The 23,287-nt window shown below is 67.0% G+C and carries 15 protein-coding genes and 1 tRNA gene; 6 read left to right on the top strand and 10 right to left on the bottom strand.

The window, feature by feature from the left end:
- Positions 1-3: 3 nt before the first annotated feature.
- A complete protein-coding gene (locus LRG10_RS10180; protein ID WP_238635513.1) occupies positions 4-1,191 on the bottom strand; it encodes a lytic murein transglycosylase in 1,188 nt (395 codons plus the stop codon).
- Between the two features lie 99 nt (positions 1,192-1,290).
- On the opposite strand from LRG10_RS10180, the gene LRG10_RS10175 reads away from it, so the two are divergent.
- The gene (locus LRG10_RS10175; RefSeq protein ID WP_201167932.1) at positions 1,291-2,319 is read left to right on the top strand and encodes a quinone-dependent dihydroorotate dehydrogenase; all 1,029 of its coding nucleotides are present in this window, start codon (positions 1,291-1,293) and stop codon (positions 2,317-2,319) included.
- On the opposite strand, the gene LRG10_RS10170 is transcribed toward LRG10_RS10175, so the two are convergent.
- The 3 genes from LRG10_RS10170 to LRG10_RS10160 are packed head-to-tail and all read right to left on the bottom strand — an operon-like array spanning position 2,316 to position 5,881.
- On the bottom strand, positions 2,316-3,176 hold the full coding sequence (locus tag LRG10_RS10170; protein ID WP_238635512.1) for a PilZ domain-containing protein: 861 nt from the start codon (positions 3,174-3,176) through the stop codon (positions 2,316-2,318). The genes LRG10_RS10175 and LRG10_RS10170 overlap by 4 nt on opposite strands.
- Complete coding sequence (locus LRG10_RS10165; RefSeq protein WP_238635511.1) at positions 3,166-4,854, bottom strand: tetratricopeptide repeat protein; 1,689 nt, start codon at positions 4,852-4,854, stop codon at positions 3,166-3,168. Before LRG10_RS10165 ends, LRG10_RS10170 begins: the two co-directional genes overlap by 11 nt.
- A 1-nt stretch (position 4,855) precedes the next feature.
- Positions 4,856-5,881, bottom strand: a complete 1,026-nt coding sequence (locus LRG10_RS10160; RefSeq protein WP_238635510.1) for a tetratricopeptide repeat protein — start codon at positions 5,879-5,881, stop codon at positions 4,856-4,858.
- Between the two features lie 92 nt (positions 5,882-5,973).
- Here LRG10_RS10160 and LRG10_RS10155 point away from each other — a divergent pair, with 92 nt between their 5' ends.
- The 5 genes from LRG10_RS10155 to LRG10_RS10135 all read left to right on the top strand — a co-directional run bounded on the left by LRG10_RS10155 (position 5,974) and on the right by LRG10_RS10135 (position 9,406).
- Positions 5,974-7,191 (top strand): PP2C family protein-serine/threonine phosphatase, encoded by a 1,218-nt coding sequence (locus tag LRG10_RS10155; RefSeq protein WP_238635509.1) that lies wholly within the window; start codon positions 5,974-5,976, stop codon positions 7,189-7,191.
- Between the two features lie 4 nt (positions 7,192-7,195).
- Entirely contained in the window at positions 7,196-7,543 is a 348-nt protein-coding gene (locus LRG10_RS10150; protein WP_238635508.1) for an STAS domain-containing protein, read from the top strand.
- Positions 7,540-7,974 carry an ATP-binding protein gene (locus LRG10_RS10145; RefSeq protein WP_238635507.1) on the top strand — a complete coding sequence of 145 codons (435 nt, stop codon included), beginning with the start codon at positions 7,540-7,542 and terminating at the stop codon, positions 7,972-7,974. The genes LRG10_RS10150 and LRG10_RS10145 overlap by 4 nt, the downstream gene beginning before the upstream one ends.
- 69 nt (positions 7,975-8,043) lie before the next feature.
- Positions 8,044-8,133: transfer RNA gene (locus LRG10_RS10140), tRNA-Ser, on the top strand.
- Between the two features lie 436 nt (positions 8,134-8,569).
- Positions 8,570-9,406, top strand: coding sequence for an aldo/keto reductase (locus tag LRG10_RS10135; protein WP_238635506.1), 837 nt, complete (start codon positions 8,570-8,572; stop codon positions 9,404-9,406).
- A 98-nt stretch (positions 9,407-9,504) separates the two neighbouring features.
- Here LRG10_RS10135 and LRG10_RS10130 read toward each other — a convergent pair whose 3' ends face one another.
- From LRG10_RS10130 to LRG10_RS10105, 6 genes are all read right to left on the bottom strand, one after another.
- A complete protein-coding gene (locus tag LRG10_RS10130; RefSeq protein WP_238635505.1) occupies positions 9,505-11,442 on the bottom strand; it encodes an ATP-binding protein in 1,938 nt (645 codons plus the stop codon).
- Entirely contained in the window at positions 11,420-15,370 is a 3,951-nt protein-coding gene (locus tag LRG10_RS10125) for a PAS domain S-box protein (protein ID WP_238635504.1), read from the bottom strand. Before LRG10_RS10125 ends, LRG10_RS10130 begins: the two co-directional genes overlap by 23 nt.
- On the bottom strand, positions 15,367-20,373 hold the full coding sequence (locus LRG10_RS10120; protein WP_238635503.1) for a PAS domain-containing protein: 5,007 nt from the start codon (positions 20,371-20,373) through the stop codon (positions 15,367-15,369). The genes LRG10_RS10125 and LRG10_RS10120 overlap by 4 nt, the downstream gene beginning before the upstream one ends.
- 109 nt (positions 20,374-20,482) lie before the next feature.
- Positions 20,483-21,292 (bottom strand): ABC transporter ATP-binding protein, encoded by an 810-nt coding sequence (locus LRG10_RS10115; protein WP_238635502.1) that lies wholly within the window; start codon positions 21,290-21,292, stop codon positions 20,483-20,485.
- A complete protein-coding gene (locus tag LRG10_RS10110; RefSeq protein ID WP_201241528.1) occupies positions 21,285-22,046 on the bottom strand; it encodes an ABC transporter permease in 762 nt (253 codons plus the stop codon). The genes LRG10_RS10115 and LRG10_RS10110 overlap by 8 nt, the downstream gene beginning before the upstream one ends.
- Positions 22,047-22,115: 69 nt before the next feature.
- Positions 22,116-23,078, bottom strand: coding sequence for a hypothetical protein (locus LRG10_RS10105; RefSeq protein WP_238635501.1), 963 nt, complete (start codon positions 23,076-23,078; stop codon positions 22,116-22,118).
- Between the last annotated feature and the right edge of the window lie 209 nt (positions 23,079-23,287).

The following is a 23,287-nucleotide window of genomic DNA, read 5'->3' as shown; positions in this document are numbered from 1 at the left end:
GGGTCAATCCGCCTTTTCCAGGAGCCGGTCGCGGATCGCCTGGTCCGGGTAGCCGTCGGCCGGCAGCCCCCGATCCTGCTGATAGGCACGCAGCGCCGCGCGGGTCTGCGGGCCAAGGAGCCCGTCGACGGGGCCGGCGTCGAAGCCCAGCTCGTTGAGGACTTCCTGGATCTGGCGCAGTTCGTTGTGCCGCGGGGGCGGCTCGTCGGGGAAGTCCGCGCGCAGCGGCGGGGCGCCGTCGAGCCGGTCGGCGAGCAGGCCGACAGACAGGGCGTAGGAGACCGAGGCGTTCCAGCCCATGATGCGGCGGAAGTTCTCGTAGACCAGGAACGCCGGGCCGTTGCGCCCCATGGGCAGGAGCAGCGCGGCCGGGATGTCGCTTTCCGGCAGGTCGGACCCGTCGGCCCGACGCACGCCCAGCTGCTGCCATTCGTCCAGTGGTTGGGGGTCGTCCAGGCCCAGGTGCTCGAAGCTGAAGCCGTCGGCCAGGCTGACCTCGCGGCCCCAGCGTAGGCCGGGGCGCCAGCCCATGGACCGCAGGTAGTTGGCGCCGGAGGCGAGGGCATCGGCCACGCTGTCGCGTAGATCGATGCGCCCGGAGCCGTCGTAGTCCACGGCGTGCTCGCGCAGCGTGGTGGGCATGAACTGCGTGTGCCCCAGGGCGCCGGCCCAGGAGCCGCGCAGGCCGTCACGCGCGAGCTTGCCATCCTCCAGGAGCGCCAGCGTAGCGTCGAGCTGGTGGAAGAAGAAACGCGCCCGGCGGCCCTCGCAGGCGAGGGTGGTCATGGCGTCGATGATGGGCACCTCACCGAAGTAGCTGCCGTAGTGGGTCTCCATGCCCCACAGCGCCACGAGGTAGCGCGGCGGTACGCCGAAGTCGGCGTGGATCCGCCAGAGCAGTTCCCGGTGCTCGTCCATCATCGCCTCCCCGCGGTCGATGCGCTGATCCGTCAGCCGGGCGTCCAGGTACTCGCGGAAGGTCTGCACGAACTCCGGCTGCTCGCGGTCGAGCTCGAGGATGCGCTCGAGCTGCTCGACGTCGGCGAAGGTCTCCTCGACCACCGCGGCGTCGCGGCCCTGCTCCTTGAGATCGGCGCGCAGGTTGGTGACGCACTGCTCGAAGTCGTCGGCGAGGACGGGGGCGGTCAGGCACACCGCCATGAGCATCGGCCAGCGGGGGGGGCGCGGCATGGTCTCGATTCTTCCAGGCTGAACGGGGCCCCTCACAGGGCGTTGCGTGCAGTGTAAGATAGCGCCGCCAACCGGTCGACCGCTGCTGCGAGGAGTCCGATGTACGCCCTGATCCGCCGTCTGCTATTCCGGCTCGAACCCGAGCAAGCCCACCGCGTGAGCATGCGACTCGCCCGCCTGGGTCTGCGTATCGCCGCTGTGCCCGGGGTGCGGGGCCTGCCCGCGGTGCCCCGACGCGTGATGGGGATCGATTTCCCCAATCCGGTCGGTCTGGCCGCCGGCTTCGACAAGGACGGCGAGTACATGGACGTACTCGAGAAGCTCGGTTTTGGCTTCCTGGAGCTGGGGACGGTTACCCCGCGCGCGCAGCCGGGCAATCCGCGCCCCCGGGTCTTCCGGATCCCCGAGCACGAGGCCCTGATCAACCGCATGGGCTTCAATAATCAGGGCGCCGAGCCGCTCGCCCGCCGGCTCGAAGTCTCGCAGCACCGTGGTGTGATCGGTATCAATATCGGCAAGAACCGGGATACGCCCCCCGAGCGGGCCGTAGAGGACTACGCCCTGGCGCTGGGAATGGTCTACGGGGTGGCCGACTACGTGGCAATCAACCTCAGCTCGCCGAACACCCCGGGGCTGCGCGATCTGCAGCATGAGGGCGCGCTTCGCAACCTCCTCGATCGCCTCCAGACCGAGCGCAAGCGCCTGGCCGAATTCCACGACAAGCGGGTGCCCCTGGTGGTCAAGATCGCCCCGGATTGGGATGCCGGGGAGCTGGATGCCACCTTGGATATCCTGCTCGAGCGCCGGGTGGACGGCATCGTGGCCACCAATACCACGCTGGGGCGCCCCGGGGTGGGCCGGGATCCCCGGGGCCGCGAGAGCGGCGGGCTCAGCGGGGCGCCGTTGCGCGAGCAGGCTGAGCGCGTCCTTGAGCAGGTGGCGGCCCGGCGCGAGCGGCGTACGGCCCTGATCGCCGCCGGGGGGATCTGCTCCGGCGAGGACGTGAGCCGGCGCCTGGATCTGGGCGCCGATCTGGTCCAGCTTTATACCGGCATGATCTACCGCGGACCGGGTCTGGTGCAGGAGGCCGTACGTGCCGCCGCCCGGCACGCCGGTCAGCCCGGCTAGGGGGCGTCGTCGGGCCGACCGCTCTGCGGCTGCAGCCCGGCGATATAGATCATGACGTAGGCGTTGTGGTTGAGGTAGAGCCGGTGCTCGAGCTTCTTGATCGACTCGAGGTAGAGGCGGGTGCTCTCGGCGCCGAGGGCGTGGTTGAACAGCTCCAGGGGCAGCTCTGGCTCCATGGCGGCGCGGAACTCGTCGAGGTCGATGGCGTCGATGATGGGCGATGGCGGCTGCGCCGTATCATCGTTGCTCTGCGGGTCGAACTGCTCGAGGTAGGCCACGCTGCGCAGGATCCGCTGGCGGACGTCGCCGATAATCTCCTCCCGGAAGACGCGGTAGTCCCCGCCGCGCAGTTCGCTGACGCGTGAGAAGAGCGCCTCGAGGTGGCGCAGGTAGATCAGCACCCCGCGTTTGAGCAGCACCGAGTCGTGGACGATCCGCTGCGCCAGCGCCTCGGACGTCTCGAAGCGGCCCAGGTCGATGCGGATCTCACGTGCGTCCAGGGCGATGTAGAGCGGATAGGGCAGGGGCGTGCCGCTGGTCAGGGTGGCCCCGGCCCACTGACCGCCCTCCTCGGCGGACCAGCGTTGCCAGGCGACGTAGCCGCGGTTGAGGATGCGCTCGCCGAAACGAAAGGGGACGTGGAAGAAGATTTGGTCCCCCTCCCGAAGCCGCTCCCGGCTGGCCAGCCAGTCGGGCAGGAAGATCCCCAGCCCGCCGCTGCTGACGTCGTGCAGCAGGTACTGGAAGGGCTGCAGGGCCTCGCCGCGCGAGCCGAGGAACGGCAGGGCGATGGACTCGACCGGGCGGCGCAGTTCGCGCCGGGCGTCCATGGCCGCTCGGGCGCTTTCAGTCACCATGGGATCGTCCCTCCAACAGGGCGGCGGGCTCGCTGCGCATCCGTCGTAGCGGGTCCAGGGCCTCGGATGGCACCCCGGCATCGAGCCGCCAGTCCTCCTCCTTCCGGTACTCGGCGTGGGCGCCGGCGCGCGGGCCGCGCCGGCGCTCCAGGTGCGCCAGGCGCTGCCCGGCCTGGGCGTGCCCCGGTGCCATCTCGAGCACGCGCCGGTAGGTGGCCCGTTCGGCGTCACATAGGCCGAGGGTGCACTCGATCTCGGACTGATCGAAGGCGGTCTCCAGGTTGTGGGGCTGGAAGCGTGCGGCACGCTGGAGGACGGCGAGGGCGGCCCGCGGCTGGCGGTCCTGGACCAGGGCCTTGGCGTGGGCCTCCTGGTGGACGGCCCGGTGCTCGGCGAGGGCCGGATAGTCCGGGTGGGCCGGTGCTGGCAGCGGCGCCTTTCTGGGCGCAGGCGCAACCAGCACGGGACGGTCTGAGGCCTCGTCCTCGGCGTCCGGGGTGCTACGCAGTCGGTTCAGCAAGGCGGCGTAGCGCTCCTTGGACTGCTTTCGATCCCCGGCCCAGCCCGCCACGCGCGCGGCCTCTACGGCGAAGGTCGGATCCGTCGGGTTGGCCTCGGCGAGGGTGTCGTAGAGTTCCAGGGCGCGCTCGTAGTCGCCCTGCCAGGACGCCAGCCGGGCCCGGGTCAGGCCGGCCTGGGTGGCATCGGGGAAGCGCTGCAGGATGGTGGCCAGGGGGTCCTCGGCCTCGGCCAGGGCGCCGCGGGCGATGAGCTGATCGGCGAGCAGGTAGCCCGCCCGGGTCAGTTCCGGCTCCAGCCTCAGGGCCCGGCGCGCGGCTGCCTCGGCGGCCTCGCGTTCGCCGCGGGCCGCGGCGTGTTCAGCGACCTTGAGGTAATCCCGGCCGCTGCGCGGGTCCGCCGGCGGCTCTGCAGTCAGGGGTTCCGGCTCCGGGTCGTCGGCCGGCCCGGGTGTCGCCCGGTGGGCCAGCCCTTCGAGGCGTGCCGATGCCCGGGCATTCCCGGGATCTGCCTCCAGGATGCGGGCGTAGTGGTGCTCAGCGGCGTAAGGCCGGCCCTGGGCCTGAAGGATGTCACCGAGCTGGCGCCGCAGTTCCTGGTCCCCGGGGGTCTCGTCGAGGAGCCCGCGCAGGGCGTTTTCCGCGCCGTGGAGCACCCCGGAGGCGGTCAGCGTGGCGACGTAGAGCAGGTGTTCGGGGCGGCCCCGGAGGGGGCGGAGGGCCCCCAGCAGGACCCGGGCCCGGCCGCTGCGCCCGAGTGCGAGCTCCACCCGGGCCTGCAGCAGGAGGCTCGCTCGCGTGCGCTCCGCGCCCGCCGGGAGGGAGGTCAGAAGGCCCGCGGCGGTCGCGTCATCCCCCATCCAATGCAGGAGTTGCGCTGTGTCGTAGACCAGTGTTGGGTCCTGCGGGGTCTCCCGCAGCAGGCGCTGGTAGTGCGTCAGCGCCTCGGCGCGCCGTCCGGGCTGCCAGGAGAGTAGCCGTGCCAGCTGCTGACGGGCGTCGCGGTCGCTGATGTGCTCGTGGGCCGCCACCAGGCTGGTTTCGGCCAGATCCGGGGCCGGCAGTGGCTGCGCCCCGACACGCTCGCCGGAGAGCCCGGTGGCGAGGATCAGCGCGGTACCGGCCAGGCCGAGGGCGGCGATTCGCATCCTACCTGGCACGCTAATCCTCCAGGCTTCGCTGCAGCAGCTTGATGGCCCGGTCGGGCTGATCGGCCCAGGTGAGGACCTGAGCGAACTGGCGCATCAGCTGCCGGTCGTCGGGGCGGGCCGCCAGGAGCTGGTCGAAGGCCTCGATGGCCTCGTCGTAGCGGGTTGACCAGGCCAGCGCCAGAGCCTTCTTGTACCGGGTCTCGTCATCGCCGGGATGCGCGTCGAGCTGCTCCCGGTAGAGTTCGATGGCGGCCTCATAGGCGCCCCGGCTGAGCTGCAGATCGGCCAGGAAGAGCCGGTCCGGCGGTTCCAGCTCGGCGGTTTCCAGGTGACCGATCTCGGCGGCGGCCCCGTCGATGTCGCCCGCCCAGAAGAGGGTGCGGGCCAGCCCGAGCCGGGCGGCGGGATGGTTCGGTTCGTCGTCGAGGACCCGGCGATACTCGCCGATCGCCTCCTCGTGCCGGCCCCGTTCGGCGAGCAGGCGGGCGAGCTCCAGCCGGGCCTCGGTGGTCTCGGCGTCCGGGGCACGCCTTGCACGGGTGTCGACGTCCTCGGTGGGTAGGCTGTGCAGCAGATCCTGGTAGCGCCCGATGGCCGCCTCTTCCTGCCCGCTTCGGCGCAGCAGCGAGGCGTGATGCAGGATGCCGGCCGGGGAGAGGCTGCCGTTGGCCTGGTAGAGTGCCAGCGCCCGCTCCGGCTCGCCGAGGCGGTCGAAGTGCCCCGCCAGGGCGGCACGCATGTCCGGGTCCAGGACGTCGTTCTCGTGCAGACGCCAGGCCCCAACGAAGGCCGGCTCCGTGTGATCCCGCCCGAGCAGGGTCAGGGTTGCCTCCGTGAGTCGGTCGGGGTGGCTCAGCCCGGCCTCGATGCTCCGGCCCAGATGCTCGGTGGCGGTGTCGGTCCGATCCAGCTGGCCCAGCCACTCGGCGACACGGAAGTGCACCGTGTCGGGATGGGCGCGCAGGTAGAGAGCTGCGGTGATACCAACGACGGCGACCAGAAAGAGGGCGAAGAGTCCGTTCTTGCGTCTGCGCACAGCGTTATCGTCCCCAGTTTTTGCCCTGTATCGTAGCAGTGACAGTAGCCCCGAACATGGGGGGGCGTGACGTTTCTCAGCCGGAGGATGGCATGGATGGTAAGGATCGCAGGGAAGCTGGCTGTGAGGACCGGCCCACCGTCCTCATCGTGGACGACGAGCCGATCAATCTGGAGTTGCTCGCCCGGGTGCTGGGCGACGCCTACCGCATCCTGATCGCCCGTAGCGGGGAGCAGGCGCTGGCGATCATCGCCCGCGGGCCGCTGCCCGATGTCATCCTGCTCGATATCACCATGCCGGGGATCACCGGCTATGAAGTGCTGGAGACCCTGCAAGGTGATCCGCAAACCCAGGTGATCCCGGTCATCTTTATCACCGCCCTCAGCGACTGGGAGGAGGAGGCGGACGGTCTGGCCCGCGGGGCGGTGGATTACATCACCAAGCCGTTCAACAGCGCCGTGGTGCGCGCTCGGGTCGGCACCCACGCCAAGCTCAAGGCCCGTTCAGATCAGCTTGCCGCCCAGCACCGGCAGTTGCAGGTGCAGCAGCGGCAGATCGAGGCCGAGCTGCGTGTCGCCTCGCGGGTCCAGCAGTCCCTGCTGCCGGATCCGCCGCCGGTGGATGTCGGCTATACCCTGGACTGGTATTTCCAGCCCAGTGCGGTCCTTGGTGGCGACGTCTTCGGGGCGATCCCGCTCGACGATGGTCGGGTCGTGCTCTATATGCTGGATGTCAGCGGGCACGGCGTGGCGGCGGCGCTGGTTTCGGTCTCGGTGGCGCAGTCGATCCGCCAGTGGGTTGCCGAGCGCCGCCAGGTCTCACCGGCGGCGATCCTCGACGCCCTGGATGAGGCGTTCCCGCTGGAGCGCTTCGATAAGTTCTTCACGCTGATGGTGGTCATCTACGACCCGGCGGCGGGGGAGATTCGCTACTCCAACGCCGGACACCCGCCCGGGTTGTTGATCCGCGAGCGGGGCGGGAGTCTGCCCCTGCAGGCCGGTGGGCTGCCGGTGGGTGTCGGCGGCTGGGGGGGCTACGAGGAGGGTCGGCTCGCCGTGGCGGAGGGGGATTTACTCTTCCTCTACACGGACGGGCTGGTGGACGTGGAGGATGCCGCGGGTTGCCCGCTGTCGGCCGAAACCCTGGAGCGGGCGCTGCGGGACTGGCGCGGCTGCTCGGTGGACACGGTGATCCAGGGGGTGCGGCGGATGATGGAAGATCACGCGGACCAACCCCCGAGCGATGACGTAACCTTTGCCTGTCTGCGTTTCCTAGGGGCAGGCCAACAGGGCGGTAGCACAAAGGAGTGAGCGGATGGGGTACCGGCGCGCGGATCGAGACGGGGTGGCCGTCGTGGAGGTTCATGTTGAGCGGCTCGACGCCAGCGAGGCACCGGCGTTCAAGCGGGCGGCACTCGAGGCCATGGATGCCGGCATGACCCGCCTGGTGGTCGATCTCGCTCGGGTCGATTTCATCGACTCCAGCGGCCTGTCCGCGTTGTTGTCGCTGCGCAAGAACATCGACCCCGCCGGGTCCGTGGCGCTGGCCGGTGTGCGCGCGCCCAAGGTCGTCCAGCTGTTCCGGGTGACCCGGCTCGATCAGGGGGTGTTCCCCATCTATCCCGATGCCGAACAGGCGGTTGCTGAGCTGGCCAAGGCGTGAACGCGGGCCTGCTCCTGGAATTGCAGATTGATAGCGATCTGCGCCAGGTGGCTGACGCCTGCCGGGCCTGGCAGCGACTGGCGGGGCAGCTGGGGTTGGGCGAAGAGGCAGCCGGAGCGGTCGAGTTGGCCCTGTGCGAGGCGGTCAACAACGCCATCATCCACGCCCACGGCCAACGCGCAGGCTACACCGTGCGCATCACCGTCCGGCAAGACGACGACTGGCTGATCGTCCGGATCCACGATGAGGGCGAGGCAACAGGCCCGGACTTGCCCCCGGTGGAGGCGTCCGGCGGCACGGTGGATCTGGACGAGGGCGGCCGCGGGCTGCGGATCATCCAGGCCCTGATGTGGCAGGTCTGTTACCTGCGGCGCCCGGAGGGCAACACGCTTGAGATGCGATACCCGCTGCCGGGCGGTACCGAGGACTGACCCGGGCGGCGTTCGCCGGTATCCCGGGTGGCCCGCAGTGGCGCCTGTGCGCTACCATCCTGTTCCATAGGAGAGGTGGCTGAGCGGTCGAAAGCACCCGACTTGAAATCGGGTGAGGGCATGCGCCCTCCGGGGGTTCGAATCCCTCCCTCTCCGCCAGCGCATTTCAAGTCGCCAGTTTGCCAGGTCGGCGATTTCCACCAGATCGAACGTGCACTCAAGTCCTTTCCTGGAGAGCCTAACGGACTACAAAACCCTGCGGGATAACGGGTTAAAGGGCGCGTCGCATTGGTGGAATGGCGCTGGCCCGGTCGTCCACTGAATCTTCGCCCGCTCGAAGGGATGCGGGGTTGACATTCCCGCCCGACGCAGAACCAGCGTGGTTATTTCTGCACAGGCGATGCGAGAACCCCGCGTAAGCCGCTGACATCTGGAGGCGTGTTCGCAAGGTGCTGATTTGTGGTTGGTTTGTAGCTGGACAGTCTTTGTCCAATAGACCTCGAAGGCCTTCGCGAAGCGGGTTCAGCTGACTTTCTCCACACGGTTTTCCACAGGTTCTGTGGAATCCTGGCCGATCCAGGGGCAAGGAGGTGAGATGCAGCGCCATGTCGTTTTACCCGACGGAGAGCGGGTTCCGGCCCTCGGCCAGGGGACCTGGCGCATGGGTGAGCGCCCAAGCGAGCGCGCGGCCGAGGTCGCGGTGCTGCAGGCCGGGCTGGATGCCGGGCTGACCCTGATCGATACCGCTGAGATGTATGGCGACGGCGGTGCCGAGCGGGTGGTGGGCGAGGCCCTGGCCGGGCGGCGGGATCAGGCCTTCGTCGTCAGCAAGGTCTTCCCGTGGAATGCAAGCCGCAAGGGCGTGGTCCGCTCGTGTCAGCAGAGTCTCGAGCGTCTGGGCACGGATCGGATCGATCTCTACCTGCTGCACTGGCGCGGCGGCGCCTCGTTGGGGGAGGCGGTGGCCGGATTCCAGGATTTGCAGCGCGCGGGCTGCATTCGCCACTGGGGCGTGAGCAACCTCGATGCGACTGACCTGCAGGAACTCTGGGGGGTGCCCGGCGGGGGCGCGGTCGCCGCGAATCAGCTGCTCTATCACCTTGGCGAGCGGGGTATCGACTGGGACACGCTGCCGTGGTTGCGCCAACGCGGCATCCCGGTCATGGCTTACTGCCCGCTCGGGCAGGGCGGGCTGCTGAACGACTGGCGTCTCGTGGGCTTTGCGGAGCGTCACGGCATCACGGCGGCCCAGGCGGCGCTGGCCTGGTTGCTGGATCAGGGCGACGTGATCGCCATCCCGAAGACGCGAACGCCGGAGCGTGTTCTCGAAAACCGCGCCGCGCTCGAGATCACCCTGACCGAGGCGCAGCATACGGAACTCGAAGAACTCTTCCCGCCGCCGGACGGCCCCCGGCCGCTGGCCATCGTTTGATGGGGCCTGAGGCGCCGTATTTTTACCGGTTTTGCTTTGTTACCCCGTAGGGCGGGCCCGCCTTCCGAGGGTGGGTCAACTCTGTTGGCCAGCTGGGGTCAGCCTACGGGGCCGCTAACAATCCTGGCCAGCAAGAGCCAGAGTTCCTTGCGCTCGAGCGGTTTGTTCAGATAGGCATCGCAGCCGAGGCCGAAGCACTCCTGTTGGAAGTGCTCCAGGGCATGGGCGGTGATCAGGGCGATGGGCGTGCGCGCCAGGGCGTGTTCCGCCTCTTGTGAACGGATTATGCGCAGTGCCTCACGGCCATCCAGCTCGGGCATTTGAAGGTCGAGCAGGACGAGGTCGGGGCTCGCTTGCTGCCAGTGCTCGATGGCCTCGCGGCCATTTTGCACGCAGGTGATCTGTGCGCAGCCAGCCTGTTCGAGCAGGTTGTTCACGAGTAGTGCGTTGGTCGGCTCATCTTCGGCGACGAGAACGCGCAGCCCAGTCCCCACCGGCGCGCTTGTATCAACTTCGGCCTCTTCGGGGGTGTATAGCAACGGGGTGGCGGAGGTGGCTGGTGGCATCGCCACCGTGAAGCGGAACCTCGTTCCGTGGCTGGGCTGGCTCTCGACCGAGATGCGCCCACCCATCAGCTCCACCAGCTCTTTGCAGACCTTCAGCCCCAGGCCGCTGCCTTCCTTGCGGGCGAGCGCAGGACCAGCCTGCCGGAACGCCTCGAAGATGTGCGGCTGGTCTTCCTCCGGGATGCCGGCTCCGGTGTCCGTGACGGTGAAGGCGAGTTCATGCTCGGATGAACCGCGCTCTACGTGAACGCGGATATGGCCCGATTTGGTGAAGCGCAGCGCGTTGCTGACCAGGTTGTAGAGCACCTGACCGAGGCGCACCGGATCGCCATGGACCCGGAATGGGGCTTCGGTGCCTGAAGACCACTCCAGGTGCAGGCCCTTCTGCTCGGCCAGCGGCACGAGAAGCCCCAGCTGGGTATCCATGAACGCGCGCAGATCGAAATCCTCCTCGCTCAGCTGAACTCGGCCGGCTTCCAGCCGCGAGAGCTCCAGGACGGTGTCGATGAGCCCGAGCAGGGTATGGCTTCCGGCTTGGCAAAGCTCCACATGGTGATGCTGCCGCGGGTCCAGCTCGGAGTGCGCCAACTGATCCAAGAATCCCGTGATGGCATTGAGCGGCGTGCGCAGGTCGTGGCTGACCGCGGCGAGGAACATCCTTTGGTCCTCCAGCGTACGTTGGCGCTCCTCTTCCAGGGCTCGACGCTCACTGATATCGCGCAGGATCCCCGCCGCGTGCCAGCGCCCGGCAATCTGTACGGGTGCCAGGGTCAGCTCCAGGGCGATCTCGTGTCCGTCGCGGTGGATGGCCACGACTTCGGTCTGTTGGCCCACGCGGGTTTTGCCGCCGGACTCCCGGAAGTGGCGCATGCCTGCCTGCATCGCCTCCCGGTGGCGCTCGGGGACGAAACGGTCATGGAAGGGGGCACCTGCAAGTTGGTTGGCGCGATAACCGAGTAGTCGCTCGAAGGCCGGGTTGCAGTACACCAGCCGGTCCTCGGCATCGATCAGAACGATGGCATCGCGCGCGGCGGTGGTAATCGCCTGGAATTTGGCTTCGGCGGCGTGGTGGGCTTGTTCGAGATAGCGCCTGTCGGTGATGTCCTCGAGGATATGGACCGAGCTGCGGTAGGCCCCCTGTTCATCCAGAACCACATACGAGCGTGAGTGAAAGACTCGGCCGTCAGGCAGTTCGATTTCTTCGGAGGTCTCGGAGCAGCCGGTCTCGGAAGGACCGGCGTCGCCGGCGGATACTTTGGCCATGGCCGACTGGCATCCGGGCAGGGGGCCCTCGCCGCGAGGGAAGAAGTGCCAGTAGGGCTGGCCGGTCACCTGATCGAGCGTGGCGCCGGCCTGCTCCAGGTAGGCGCGATTCGCGCGCAGGATGCGATAGTCCTGGTCGTGGAGGAAGATCGGATGCCCCATGGCATCCATGGCATCGTCCCAGCTAGGGATGGGGTGCGCTTCCACGGGTGGGCTCTCCGGTGGTGGTGCCGGTCTCGGGCTCCTTCCGCAGCGCCAGCGATTCGATCCATTGCCGCAGCTCCGTGCGATCCAGCGGCTTGCCCAAGAACGCATCGAAGAGCGCGGACTCCAGGACCGCTTCCACTTCGTTGCGGGCATAGGCGGTGTAAAGGGCGATGGGTACCCGGGGGTAGCCCTCGGCCTGTTCCTCGGCCCGGATGTGTTCGGCCAGCTTGTCGCCATCGAGTCCGGGCATGTGGCGGTCGAGCACCAGGGCATCGAAAGTCCTTGTTTGCCAGGCCGCCAGAGCGCCGGCGCCGTCCTCGGCCGTGGTGACCGTGCAGCCGAGTTGCTCGAGGAGGGTCCGGGCTAGGAAGACGTTGACCGTCTGGTCATCGGCCACCAGTACACGCAGCGGGTCCGCCTGCGTATCCCCGCCAGAGGGCCGGGTGGTGGCGCTCAGGCCAGCGGCGGTGGCGCGGTCTGTCCCCGGTGCCGCTACGGGTGGCAACGGGAGCGTCACGGTGAACGTGGAGCCTACCCCCGGCGTGCTCTCGAGCGAGATCTCTCCGCCGAAAAGCTCGGTGAGTTCGCGCACGATGGCCAGGCCCAGGCCGTGGCCGCTGCGCGAGCCGCGATAGCCGGCGCGATCGAAGGCCGCGAAGATGTGCGCCTGCTGGTTTGGGGGAATCCCCGCCCCGGTATCGCGCACGCGGAAGCTGATCCGTTCATCGGGCTCTGTGCATACCGTTAGATCGATATGGCCTTCGTTGGTGTACTTGATGGCGTTGCTGAGCAGGTTCGACAGGATCTGGCCCATCCGGGTGGCATCGGCGTTCACCCAGTGCGTCACGCCGGGGTCGATGCTGCAAGAGAACGCCAGGCCGTGTTCTTGGGCCAGGGCGGTGTAGACGGTGCACTGGCCCTCGATCGCCGAGTGCAGGTCGAAGGGGGTCGGGCGCAGTTCCAGCCGCCCGGCCTGCAGTCGGCTGAGATCGAGCAGCGAATCGATCAGTTCCAGCAGACGACCACTGGCACGGCGGCACTGTTGCACGTAGACCTGACGCTGCTCTTCTTCCAGGTCCGGCTCGGCGAGCAGTTCCACAAAACCGGTCAGAGCGTTGAGGGGCGAGCGCAGATCGTGGCTGACCGCGTTGAGGAAAGTCGTCTTGGCCTCCACGGCCTCGGCCAGCTCCCGCTCCGCACGCTTCTGGTGGCTGATGTCGAAGCTAACGCCCAGTGTCGCCACCAGCTCTCCGCGCTGATCGGTGATGGGGTGGACGGTGAACAGCGCCGGGAACGTGCTGCCATCCCGGCGGCGCAGCTCGGTCTCTAGGCGGATCGGTTGGTGCTCGCGGAACAGCTGATCCACATATTGGGGCAGCCGCTCCATGTCCGCTTCGGTATGCAGCAGGCTGACGTGTTGGCCGAGCAGCTCCTCGCGGTCGTATCCGAACAGCGCCTCAGCGCCGGTGCTGGCCTCGAGGATGACGGAATTCAGGTCGGTCTTGATCAGGCTGACCGAGCTGGCCGCCTCGATGATCGCCTCGAGCTCCTGCTGCCGCTGTTGAAGCTGCTCGCGCAGCTGCTGCTCGGCCTGCTCGGCGCGGCGGCGCGCGGTGATATCCACGCCCACCGACTGGACGTGGCTCAGTGTGCCGTGCTCATCGAAGAATGCGCGGTTGGTCCAGAGGGTCCAGTGGGTCTGGCCGTCCGCGCCGGGAATGCTGTTCTCGAAGTGGCCTACCGGCTCCTGAGGAGTCAGCCTCGCCAGGTGCGCTCGTGCCTCATCGCGCTCATCGGCGGGCAGGAAGTCGATCCAGCGTTGCCCGATCAGCTGATCCGGTTCGGTCTGCACATGCGCTGCCAGGGCGGGGTTGGCATAGGTGATGGTGGTATCGGGCAGGAAGCGCTTAATCATCAGCGGCTGGTTCTCGACAAGGTCCCGGTAATGGGCCTCCCGCTCGGCGAGCTCGTGCTGAAGGGTCCGTTGCTCGGTGACGTCCTGGGCCGTCCCGCGCAGGATTTGCGGATTCCCGGCTGCGTCAAACTCCGCATAGCCGCGTGCCTGCACAATCCGCTGACTGCCGTCCGGGGTTGTCAGGCGGTGCTCGATCTCGTAAGGCTCTCCCTGGTTCAGGGTGCGGTCGATGGCCTGATGGAGGGCCGGGTGATCCTTGGCCGGCACTCTGGAGAGAAAACTCTCCCAGTCCATGGGCTCCTGCGTCGGCTCTAGGCCGAGGAGGCGGTACATCTCGTTCGACCAGTGAACTGTTCCGCAAGGGATGTCGTAAAGCCAGTGCCCGAGCCGGGCAATGCGCTTGGCCTCGGTCAGTTCCAGCTCGCTGCGGCGCAGTGCGAACTCGGTCTCCTTGAGGGTCTGGACATCGACATGGGTACCCACCATGTAGCTCGGCGAGCCGTCGGCGCCGCGGCGCAGGGTCTGCCCCCGTCCCTGCACCCAGAGCCAGCCGCCATCGGCGCAGCGGTAGCGGAGTTCGACCGTGAAGGGCCGGCCTTCGTCGAGGTGGCTTTCGATCACCGGCTGGATGCGTTCAAGATCCTCGGGATGGATCATCGCCTGCCAGTCGGCGAAGGTCAGGGCGCCCTGCTGATGGGGATCATAGCCGAGCATGCGCCAGCAGGCCTCATCCCAGTACACCTGATCCGCCGCCAGGTCCCAGTCCCAGACCCCGAAGCCGGCGGCCTCCTGGGCCATGCGCAGACGCTGCTCATGGGCAAATTGAGTCGATAGATCGATACAGGCACCGATCTTTCCCACGACTTCGCCACGCTCATTGAGCAGCGGCGCGGCGCTCACTTGCGCCTGGAAACGCTCCCCGCTACCCCGAATCAGCTCGCACTCCGTGGTGTAGCCTTCGCCGGTTTCCTGCATGCGGGCGATCCCCTCACGGATCTGCGCATATTCGTCAGGGTCATGCAGTATACAGATGTCGCTGCCGACCAGCTGTGCGCGTGTGTACCCAAACATGCGCTCGGCACTGTGGTTGGCCTCGCGCACTGTGCCCTCCAAGTCAACCTCGGTCAGGGCCACATCAGGTACCGCCCGAAGGATGGCCTCGATTCGTTGCCGGCCCGCCTCGCTGCGCTCCAGCGCCTGGCGCTGCTCGGTGATGTCCTGAATGGTCCCCTGAATGATTTGTTGGCCGTGCTCACCCTGCCAGCGCTGGGCGATCTCGCGGACCCAAAGCGTGCGCCCCCCGGGGTGGACGATGCGGTACTCGCCCTCGCAGGAGAGCAGGGAGGGATTGTTCTCGAACTGGAATTCGGCGACCTGGTCTCGATACCCCTCGGGGACCCGGGCGATGAACGACTCCCAGTCCGGTGGCGGCCCCTCCGGGTCGAAGCCGCAAAGCTGATAGGTCATCGAAGACCAGATCAGCTTCCCGGTCTCCGGGTAGGCAACCCAGTGCCCGATCGCCCCCATCTGCTCGGTCCGCTCGGCGCGCTGCAGGGCCTGGTCCCGGGCCTGGCGTTGCGCCTCCAGCTCAGCAACCTGCTGCTCGAGCAGATCCGTCTTGTGTCGAAGGCGCATGTGGGTGTCCACCCGCGCGCGGACAATCGCCGGTGAAAACGGCTTGGTGATGTAGTCCACCGCGCCGAGACTCAGGCCGTATTCCTCATCACTGGCCGCATCACGTGCCGTGACGAAGATAATGTCGATGCCACTGGTTTGCGGATCCGCCTTGAGGCGGCGGCAAACCTCGTACCCATCGAGGCCCGGCATCTGGATGTCGAGGAGGATCAGATCCGGTTGGGGCCGGTGCGAAGCCTGCAGCATCACCAATGCCCTGTCGCCGGAGTTAGCGACCTGAACCCGGTAGTTGTCCTTGAGCAGATTGCCAAGCGCCTGGATGTTCGTGGGCTCATCATCGACCACCAGAACGCTCTGGTGTGGCGTATCGCTGCTCATGTTGCCCCTTCTTGGTTACCTGTCAGCAGCGAGTTGAGCCGCTGCAGCGCCTCATCGAGCTCGAACTGTTCCACGAGGGCCTCCAATGCATCGCAGTCGAGTCCCTGGCCGCGCAGGTAGGCCAGGGCCTCCTGGAACGTTTCCTCCTCGATGAGTTCGCTGGCCTCCAGTTTTTGCCGCAGGCACGTCACGGCCTCCGGCGACCCTTGCCGGGCTGGTTCCGGCTCGCTGTTGAGCCCGTTTAAGGCCTGACCGGCATCCTGCAAAGCCTGCTCAAGGGCTTCGATGCATTCCGCGGTGACCGCATGACCGGTTTTCAGGGCGTGATCGATTTGCTCCGCCTGCTGCTGCAGGTCCACGGCCCCGAGTGTTCCGGCCACGCCCTTGAGGGTGTGGGCGAGTCGGCTCGCCTGCGCGTTATCACCGGCGCGCAGATAGTCGATCAGCGCGGTGTAGTCCGTGGTCAGTTGGCCGCGGAACCTGCGCAGCTGCCGCAGGTAGAGGGTTTCATCGCCACCGAGCTGGCGAAGCCCGCGTTCGAGATCGAACCCGGGCGGTCCGGCTGGCAGAGTATGAGTTTCCCGGGCCGAAACATAATCTTCCGGGACCGCCGCCGCGGTGCGCTCGGCCCGCAGATGCTCGATCAGTGCGGCGTAGAGATCCGGGCTTTCGATCGGCTTGCCCAGGTGGCCATCGGCGCCGGCCTGCGCCGCGCGCTGACGATCCTCATCCATCACGGCCGCTGAGAGGGCGAGGATGGGGCGGTCGTAGCCTTCTTCGCGCAGTACCCGCATCGCCTCATAGCCGTCCATCACCGGCATCTGCAGGTCCATCAGCACCAGATCCGGCGGATTGGCGCGCACCGTCTCGACGGCCACGGTGCCGTTCTCCGCGGTCGCCACGGTAGCCCCGGTCTTCTCCAGCAGTTCCGTGGCCACCTCCCGGTTGATCTCGTTGTCTTCAACGAGCAGCAGGCGGTGGCCGCGCAGGTCCGGTGCGTGGTGGGATGAGGGGGCATCGCGTCCCGGCTCTCCCCCCCGCTCAGCGCGGGCTAGCGCATCGTAGAGCGAAGAGGCGGTCAGGGGTTTGGCCAGGAAGTCGGTGACCTGGTCTTCGCCGATCTCGATCTCCTCCCGCGCGTAGGCGCTAACCATCAGGATCGGCGGCTGGGTCTGGCGAAGCTCGCCGGACTGGCGCCGGCGTTCGATCTCGGCACAGGTCTCGGTACCGGTCATGCCCCCGGGCATCATCCAATCGAGCAGGATGAAATCGAAGGGCTCCCCGCGCTGCTCCGCCGCTACGATCCGCTCGATGGCCGCCTCGCCGCTGGCCGCCTCCTCGGTCGTGAACGCGCAGTGGTGGAGGAGTTCGCGCATGATCTCGCGGGCGCTGGGCTGATCGTCGACAATCAGCACGCGGTGGCCGCGGGTATTCGGGCAGGCGATGGTCGCTTCGCGGTCTTCGCCGAGAGGCAGAGTGAGTGTGAAGGCAAACGTGCTGCCTTCCCCGGGGACGGAGTCGACCGTGAGTTCACCGCCCATGGCTTCAACCAGCCGCCGGCTGATCACCAGTCCAAGGCCGGTGCCGCCATAACGCCGGGTGGTGGAGGTGTCGGCCTGGCCGAAGGCCTGAAAGATCCGGGCGATTTGCGCCTCGCTCATGCCGATGCCCGTGTCACGTACGTAGAAGCGGAGCCTGGTGTGGCCGGCGAGCGCCGACTCGACACTCCGTATACCAAGCTCCACGGTGCCGCCTCGCTCGGTGAACTTCGTGGCGTTGCCGAGCAGGTTGCTGAGCACCTGGGCAAGGCGCAGGGAGTCGCCGACCAGGGTCTGTGGCAGGCTCGGCGGGATGTCGTAGAGCAGTTCCAGGCCGCCGGCGTGGGCCTTCTCGCCAAAGAGGGTCGCCATCTGCTCGATCACATCGCAGAGCTGAAACTCGTGGGTCTCCAGCTCCAGCTTGCCTGCCTCGATCTTGGAGAAGTCGAGGATGTCGTTGAGGATGCCGAGCAGCATCCTCGATGAGTGTTCGATCTTCCGCAGCTGATCGCGCTGCTTGGCGCTCAATTCGCTTTGCGCAAGGAGTTGGCTGAGACCGATGACCGCATTCATCGGCGTGCGGATCTCGTGGCTCATGTTGGCCAGGAACTCGCTCTTGGCCCGGTTCGCTTGCTCGGCTTCCTGCCGGGCTCGCACCAGGGCCTCCTGCTGCTGCCGGCGCTCGGTGATGTCGTCCTGGACACCGAAGTGGCCGGTGACGCGGCCATATTCATCGTGCAGGCAGGTATAGTCCCCAAGGATGATGATGGGCGTGCCATCCCCTTTCTGCTCATGCGTCACCGCATGGGCCCGGCCTTGATCGAAAATCTCCCGAAGCACGGCGCGACCGTGCTCAAGCTGTTCCTCGGGGAAAAAGTCCCGGTAGGTGCGGCCGATGAAATCCTCACGGTCAGCGCCATATTGATCGAGCATGGCCTGATTGATCTTGGTCATCCGCTGATGGGCCACGACATAGTCAAGCAGCGATTCTTTCTCCGCCTCTGAGGCCGCGTGCCAGTCGATCGGCTCATCGAGCATCATGAAGAAAAAGCCCATGATCGACTGATTGAAGAATTCCTCGAGCAGCGCCTTGCTATCGTTCAACTCCTGCTCGGCCCGGACTCGGTCGGTGATATCGTGCACATACCCGTGCCAGAGGGTGCTGCCATCGGCCAGGCGCTCCGGTGTGGCGTGGCCCTCCAGCCAGGCCGTGCCTTTTAAGGGGTGCTGGATCCGGTAGCTGTAGCGCCAGGGTGTGAGGGTCTCGGCCGATTGCTCAATGCTCCGGTAAACCCCTTCCCGGTCGGCCTCCCAGACGACTTCGAAGAGGCGATCGGCGCACTCCATGGCCTCTTGAGGCGTGATGCCGTAGATCTTCTCAATGCCCTCGTTGGCGTAGACGAAAGCCGAGCTTCCGTCAGGCCAGAGGCGGTATTGATAGATGAATCCGGGTAGCTGCGCGGCGAGATTGGCCAGCTGCTCCCGCGCCCGCTCGGACTCCTGTTGAGCCCGCTTGACCTCCGTGCGGTCCTCGTAGACCGCAACCACTTCGCCGGAAGAGAGCCGGAAGATCCGGTTCTCGCGCCAGCCGGTGATCCGTTCGTCCTGGTAGGCGGCCAGCGGGAGCTCTTCGGGCACGCCGGTGTCAGCCACCCGCTGCAGCGCCGCGAGCAGGCCCATCTCCTCGACACCCGGGAAGCATTCGGCGAGCGTCTGGCCGATGAGTTCATCTCGGGATCTCTGTTCAATGCGCTCGGATGCCGGGTTGAGATCGATGAACTCGAAATCCCGTCCCTGATCCACCGGGCGGTACACGGCCACGCCACTGCCGGTCTGCTCGAAGATCCCGGCGAAGCGTTCCTTGGCCGCCTGCAGGGCTTGCTCGGCGCGGTGCTGTTCGGTGATATCGAGCACGAACCCGTCCAGGTGGACCACATCGCCCTGGGCATTGCGCACGGCAACCCCACGCTCCTGGACCCAGCGTAGTGAGCCGTCCCGGTGCTGGAGGCGGTATTGCACCTCCCAGGGACGGTTTTCGCCCACTGCCTCGGCGATGGCCTCATCGACCCCGGCCAAATCATCCGGGTGAATGAGCTGGGCGTAGGAGACAGTGGCATTGTTGACCAGTTCGTCGCTGGCGTAGCCGGTCACCCGCTCGGCCGCCTGACTGACCAGAAGCATGGTCCAGTCATCGTCGTCGAGGCAGCGGAAGGTGATCCCCGGGACGTTATCCATCAACGAGGCGAGCTGGTTGTTGGCGTCCTCCAGCGCTTGTCGGGTCTGCTCGATGTCGGAGATATCCTGGATGATCGACCAGATGACCTCGCGCCCCTCCGGGGTGGTGGTCTTGAAGCCGTGGAGCAGGACCGGATAGCAGTGGCCGTCCTTGTGGATGTACTCCTTTTGGAACGGCCCGTAGCGTCCAGTGCGTTGCAGCGACTCGATCTGCTCGAGTTCCTGCGGTCGATACGCCTCCGGGGTCACGTCCCAGTAGCTCAGCGCCCGGAACTCCTCGCGGGTGTAGCCGGCGGGCTCGTTGATGGCGTCGTTGAAATCGAGGAACTCGCCGGTGTGGAAGTCGTTCATGGCGATACCAACCGGCGAGAGTTCGAAGAGCCCGCGGAACTTGGCCTCTGCCGCGGCGAGGTGGCGGAGGTTCTCTTCCTCCTCGGTTACATCCTGGTTGACGCCCACGACCCGCACCGGGGCGCCGGAGGCATCGCAGACCACCTGGGCAAGCCCGAGCAGGGTGCGGAATCGGCCGTCATCCGCGCGGCGGATGTCCATCCGGATATTGAATGGAGTGCGGGTGGCTACCGCCTCGTTCAGCGCAGCCACCGCGCTATCGCGGGACCCGGGTAACAGGGCCTCGGCCCAGTCCTCGAATGAATGACCGAAAGTGGCCGGGTCCACACCGTAGAGGCGGAACATGCCCTCATCCCACTCGAGCCGTCCACTGGTCAGGTCGTAGTCCCAGATGCCGATGTTGGCGGCCGAGGTCGCCAGGTGCAGGCGCTGCGAGAGCTCCTCCTGAGTCCGTTCCGCGTCTTTTTCGGCGGTGACATCATGCTCAACGCCGAGCAAGTGGGTGGGTGTGCCCTCGGCATCGCATTCCACACGGCCCGTTGAGCGCAGATACCGGATCGCCCCATCCGCACGCCGGATGCGGTAGGTCAGATCCCAGGCGGTGTGGCGGTCAAAGGCCTCGCGAAAAGACGCCTCCACCCGTGCCCGGTCCTCTGGGTGGACGTGCTCACGCCAGAGCGCCTCCGTCCACCACGGAACGGGACCAGTGGATGGATCTGTCCCCGGGTGCCCATACAGCGTAAGCAGTTGCTCGTCTGCCGTCACACGGCCTGACTCGAACTCCTGCCGCCAGAAGCCCGCCCCAAGACCTTCGCGCAGTAGACTGAGCTTGGTCTCCGCATCGGACGGCTTTTCTTCCGGCGCGCCTTGCTCGCCCAACCGTTCCACCTGGATCTCGACCCCGCCAAACTTTATTGATCAAGGATATAGTACCCCATCCTACTCAATGACCACAAAAATTATCCTCCTTCCGCTGAGCGAGGGCCTGTCAGGCTGATTGGGGGTTATCCAGAGTTTCGGGCTCCTGCTGGCAGGCTGGTGTCGGATGCCCCCGTATGGCCGTAAGCACGCGCTCTTCCAGGTTGGCCAGTGCGCCGGGGCGCAGGTGTACCCCTCTTTTTTGAGCAGGGTGCTCGAGCTCGGCCCGGATCTGCCCCGGCGTGTCTCCGATCACCAGGATGCGGTGGCAAAGCTGGACGATTTCCCGTACGTCGTGGCTGACGAAGACCGCAGCTACGCCCGAGTCCACCACCCGCTCGCGAACCAGCTCGAGCAGTTCGGCTCGGTTGATGTAGTCCAAGCTGGCAAAAGGCTCGTCCATCAGCAGCAAGTCCGGATGAGCAGCCAGCGCACGGGCAATCCCCACCCGCTGGCGCATGCCGCCGGAGAGCTGCGCTGGGTATTGGCGGGCCGCCGCTTCCAGACCGACGCCGCGCAGCGCCTCCAGTGCGCGAGGCTTCTCCGTCCGGGGCAGCACCAGCTCGATATTGCCCTGTGCGGTTAGCCAAGGGAGGAGATGGGGTTCCTGGAAGACCATGCCCAGTCGACCGTAATGGCGCCGGATGGTGCCGGTGTCGGGTGTTTCGCGTCCGGCGATCAGGCGCAGCAGGGTGGATTTGCCGCAGCCACTGGCGCCGGTGACCCCGACGACCTCGCCGGGGGTCACGGCGAGGTCGACTGCCGATAGGCCCCCGCCGCCGGAGAAGATGCGGCTTGTGCCTTCCAGGGCGACGACGGGACCGCCGTGCCGGGTTGCCAGGGCTGGATCCGTGGGCCCTAGGTCGGTCTGGTTACGCATGTTGGAGCCTTCGTTCGATGAGTTGCCGGCCGGGATGAATCAGCAGGTACTCCAGCGCCAGTCCGAGGGTGACGATCCACAGGACGTGGGCATAGACCGTCGTCACGGCGCCGTAGAGGTAGCTCCCCCAGAGCGATTGCCCCAGCCCCGCATCGCTTGCGAATGCCTCGGCCATGATCACTGCGCGCCAGCTGACCGATAGCGCCCCGGAGGCCGCGCCGGCCAGGGTCAGCGCCAGGTGGGGGAGCAGGATGCGGGTCAGGCGGGTGTACCAGTCGAGCTGGTACACATGGGCCATGTCCATGATGCCCCGGTCGATTTGCGCAATGCCGTGGCTGGTGGCCATGTAGATCAGAGGCAGCGCCATGCTTACGCCCACCAGCACCGGAGGGCCGGCGCCGATGCCGAGCCAGAGGACCGCAAGGACCAACCAGGCGATATGCGGGGCTGCCTCGATCAGGACGATGACCGGGTGCAGCGCCCGCTGCAGGGTTGGCCATCGTGCCGCCCACAGTCCGATGGTCACGCCGCCGAGCACTGAGAACAGGAAGCTGAGCACGACGTTGCGCAGCGTCACCGCGGTGCTCGCCCAGTGCTCGGTGGATTGAAGGAAGCCTCCGAGTTCAACGGCGACGGTTTGCGGATCCGGCAGGATGGAGTCCGGCACTTGCTCAGCGGTGACCAGCCACAGCGCTGCAACGCCGAGGAGTCCAGCCCAGGGTGGCCAGCTGGTCCAGAGGCGGCGCTGGTTCATCAGTCCTCCGTGCGAGAAGTCCGAATGGGGCGGGCGGGGGGCGGTGCGCGGCAGGGGGCGCGGGATCGGTCAGAGGCCGGCCGGTGGCTGCGTGTCGAAGACCTCGCGCAGGTAGTCATCCACGGCCTGACGCGTGTCCTCATCACCCTCCGGATTCCACACCACCCGCTCGCTACGGAGCATGCGCAGTAGCGCCGCCTCGGGGATCGGCATTTCGAAGAAGGTGTCGAATCGCTCGGCGGTGATGCGGGCGGCTTGCTCGTGGTTCTCGGGGGCGGCCAGCCAGTCGGTGACGGTCTCGATCCCCTGCATCAGGGCTTGTCGCTGCTCGTCGTCGACTTGGTCCCGCACGGCCCAGATGGCCCCCAGCGGGATCCGCACGTCGAGCTGTTGCTCAAGGGCCTGGGCCGGGTCCAGCTCAATGGCCCATTGCTGCTCCCAGTCGTCGGCCGCCTGCTGGTGGAGGATCAGGCTGATCAGCGGCTCCGGCGCGGCGACGCCCTCAGGGGCGCGCCGGGGGTTCCGAGCCTGGGCCAGTAATGCCATGCCGGCGCCGCTACTGGCGAAATCCGGCGTGATGCCGTGTTCGGTAAGGGCTCGCTCTGTGACCACATGGGGTGGGGTCGAAAGCCCGGGCGCGACTAATACCTGGTTGCCATCTGTCGCTTTCGCTCCGGCGCCGTCCTCAGGGGTGAGCAGATAGATGCCCTGCCAGACCCAGGGGGCGACTAGCTCGAGTTGATCGAGTCCACCCTCCACGAATCGCACGCCCCCCACAAGGTTGAAGAAGGCGAAATCGGTGCGGCCGTCCTGCACCATGGCGCGCATGGCCGATGGATCGCCCGCGGGGTTCGGTACCAGCTCGAGTTCGGCGTCGGGGAGGAACTCGTCCTGTCGCTGCTCGAGGATGAATACCGGCACCGCATTGGGATCGGGGGGCAGCGCGACGCGTATCTCCGTCGGCCCGGAGGCGTCGGCGGCAGTCAGAGGGATCCCGACCAGTCCAGCGAGGGCGAGGGCGAGGCGTTTCATGGGGGTTATCTATATAATGTTGGATTGAATGGTTTATGATAACGATTCGCATTCGTACGTCAAGCTCGGGTCCGCTCGCTCCGATTGGCGCCCCGGCATGCGTTCCGGGGCGCCAATCGGGCGATCTGCAAGGGCGTGCCCCCCGAGCGTTAGCCCGAGGTACCCTTTGACCCCGCCTCGTCCTTGGCCTCGGTCTCGCCGGCCTGGTT

The sequence above is a fragment of the Halorhodospira sp. 9628 genome, from assembly GCF_022228075.1.
Classification (GTDB): domain Bacteria; phylum Pseudomonadota; class Gammaproteobacteria; order Nitrococcales; family Halorhodospiraceae; genus Halorhodospira; species Halorhodospira halophila_A.
Note: the sequence above shows the minus strand (reverse complement) of the source record. Positions and strands in the feature narration are given on the sequence as shown.

Coding starts and splice junctions, on each gene's coding strand:
- LRG10_RS10180 (WP_238635513.1), bottom strand. CDS start 1,191: ATGCCGCGCCCCCCCCGCTGGCCGATGCTCATGGCGGTGTGCCTGACC.
- LRG10_RS10175 (WP_201167932.1), top strand. CDS start 1,291: ATGTACGCCCTGATCCGCCGTCTGCTATTCCGGCTCGAACCCGAGCAA.
- LRG10_RS10170 (WP_238635512.1), bottom strand. CDS start 3,176: ATGGTGACTGAAAGCGCCCGAGCGGCCATGGACGCCCGGCGCGAACTG.
- LRG10_RS10155 (WP_238635509.1), top strand. CDS start 5,974: ATGGATGGTAAGGATCGCAGGGAAGCTGGCTGTGAGGACCGGCCCACC.
- LRG10_RS10150 (WP_238635508.1), top strand. CDS start 7,196: ATGGGGTACCGGCGCGCGGATCGAGACGGGGTGGCCGTCGTGGAGGTT.
- LRG10_RS10135 (WP_238635506.1), top strand. CDS start 8,570: ATGCAGCGCCATGTCGTTTTACCCGACGGAGAGCGGGTTCCGGCCCTC.
- LRG10_RS10125 (WP_238635504.1), bottom strand. CDS start 15,370: ATGAGCAGCGATACGCCACACCAGAGCGTTCTGGTGGTCGATGATGAG.
- LRG10_RS10115 (WP_238635502.1), bottom strand. CDS start 21,292: ATGCGTAACCAGACCGACCTAGGGCCCACGGATCCAGCCCTGGCAACC.
- LRG10_RS10110 (WP_201241528.1), bottom strand. CDS start 22,046: ATGAACCAGCGCCGCCTCTGGACCAGCTGGCCACCCTGGGCTGGACTC.
- LRG10_RS10105 (WP_238635501.1), bottom strand. CDS start 23,078: ATGAAACGCCTCGCCCTCGCCCTCGCTGGACTGGTCGGGATCCCTCTG.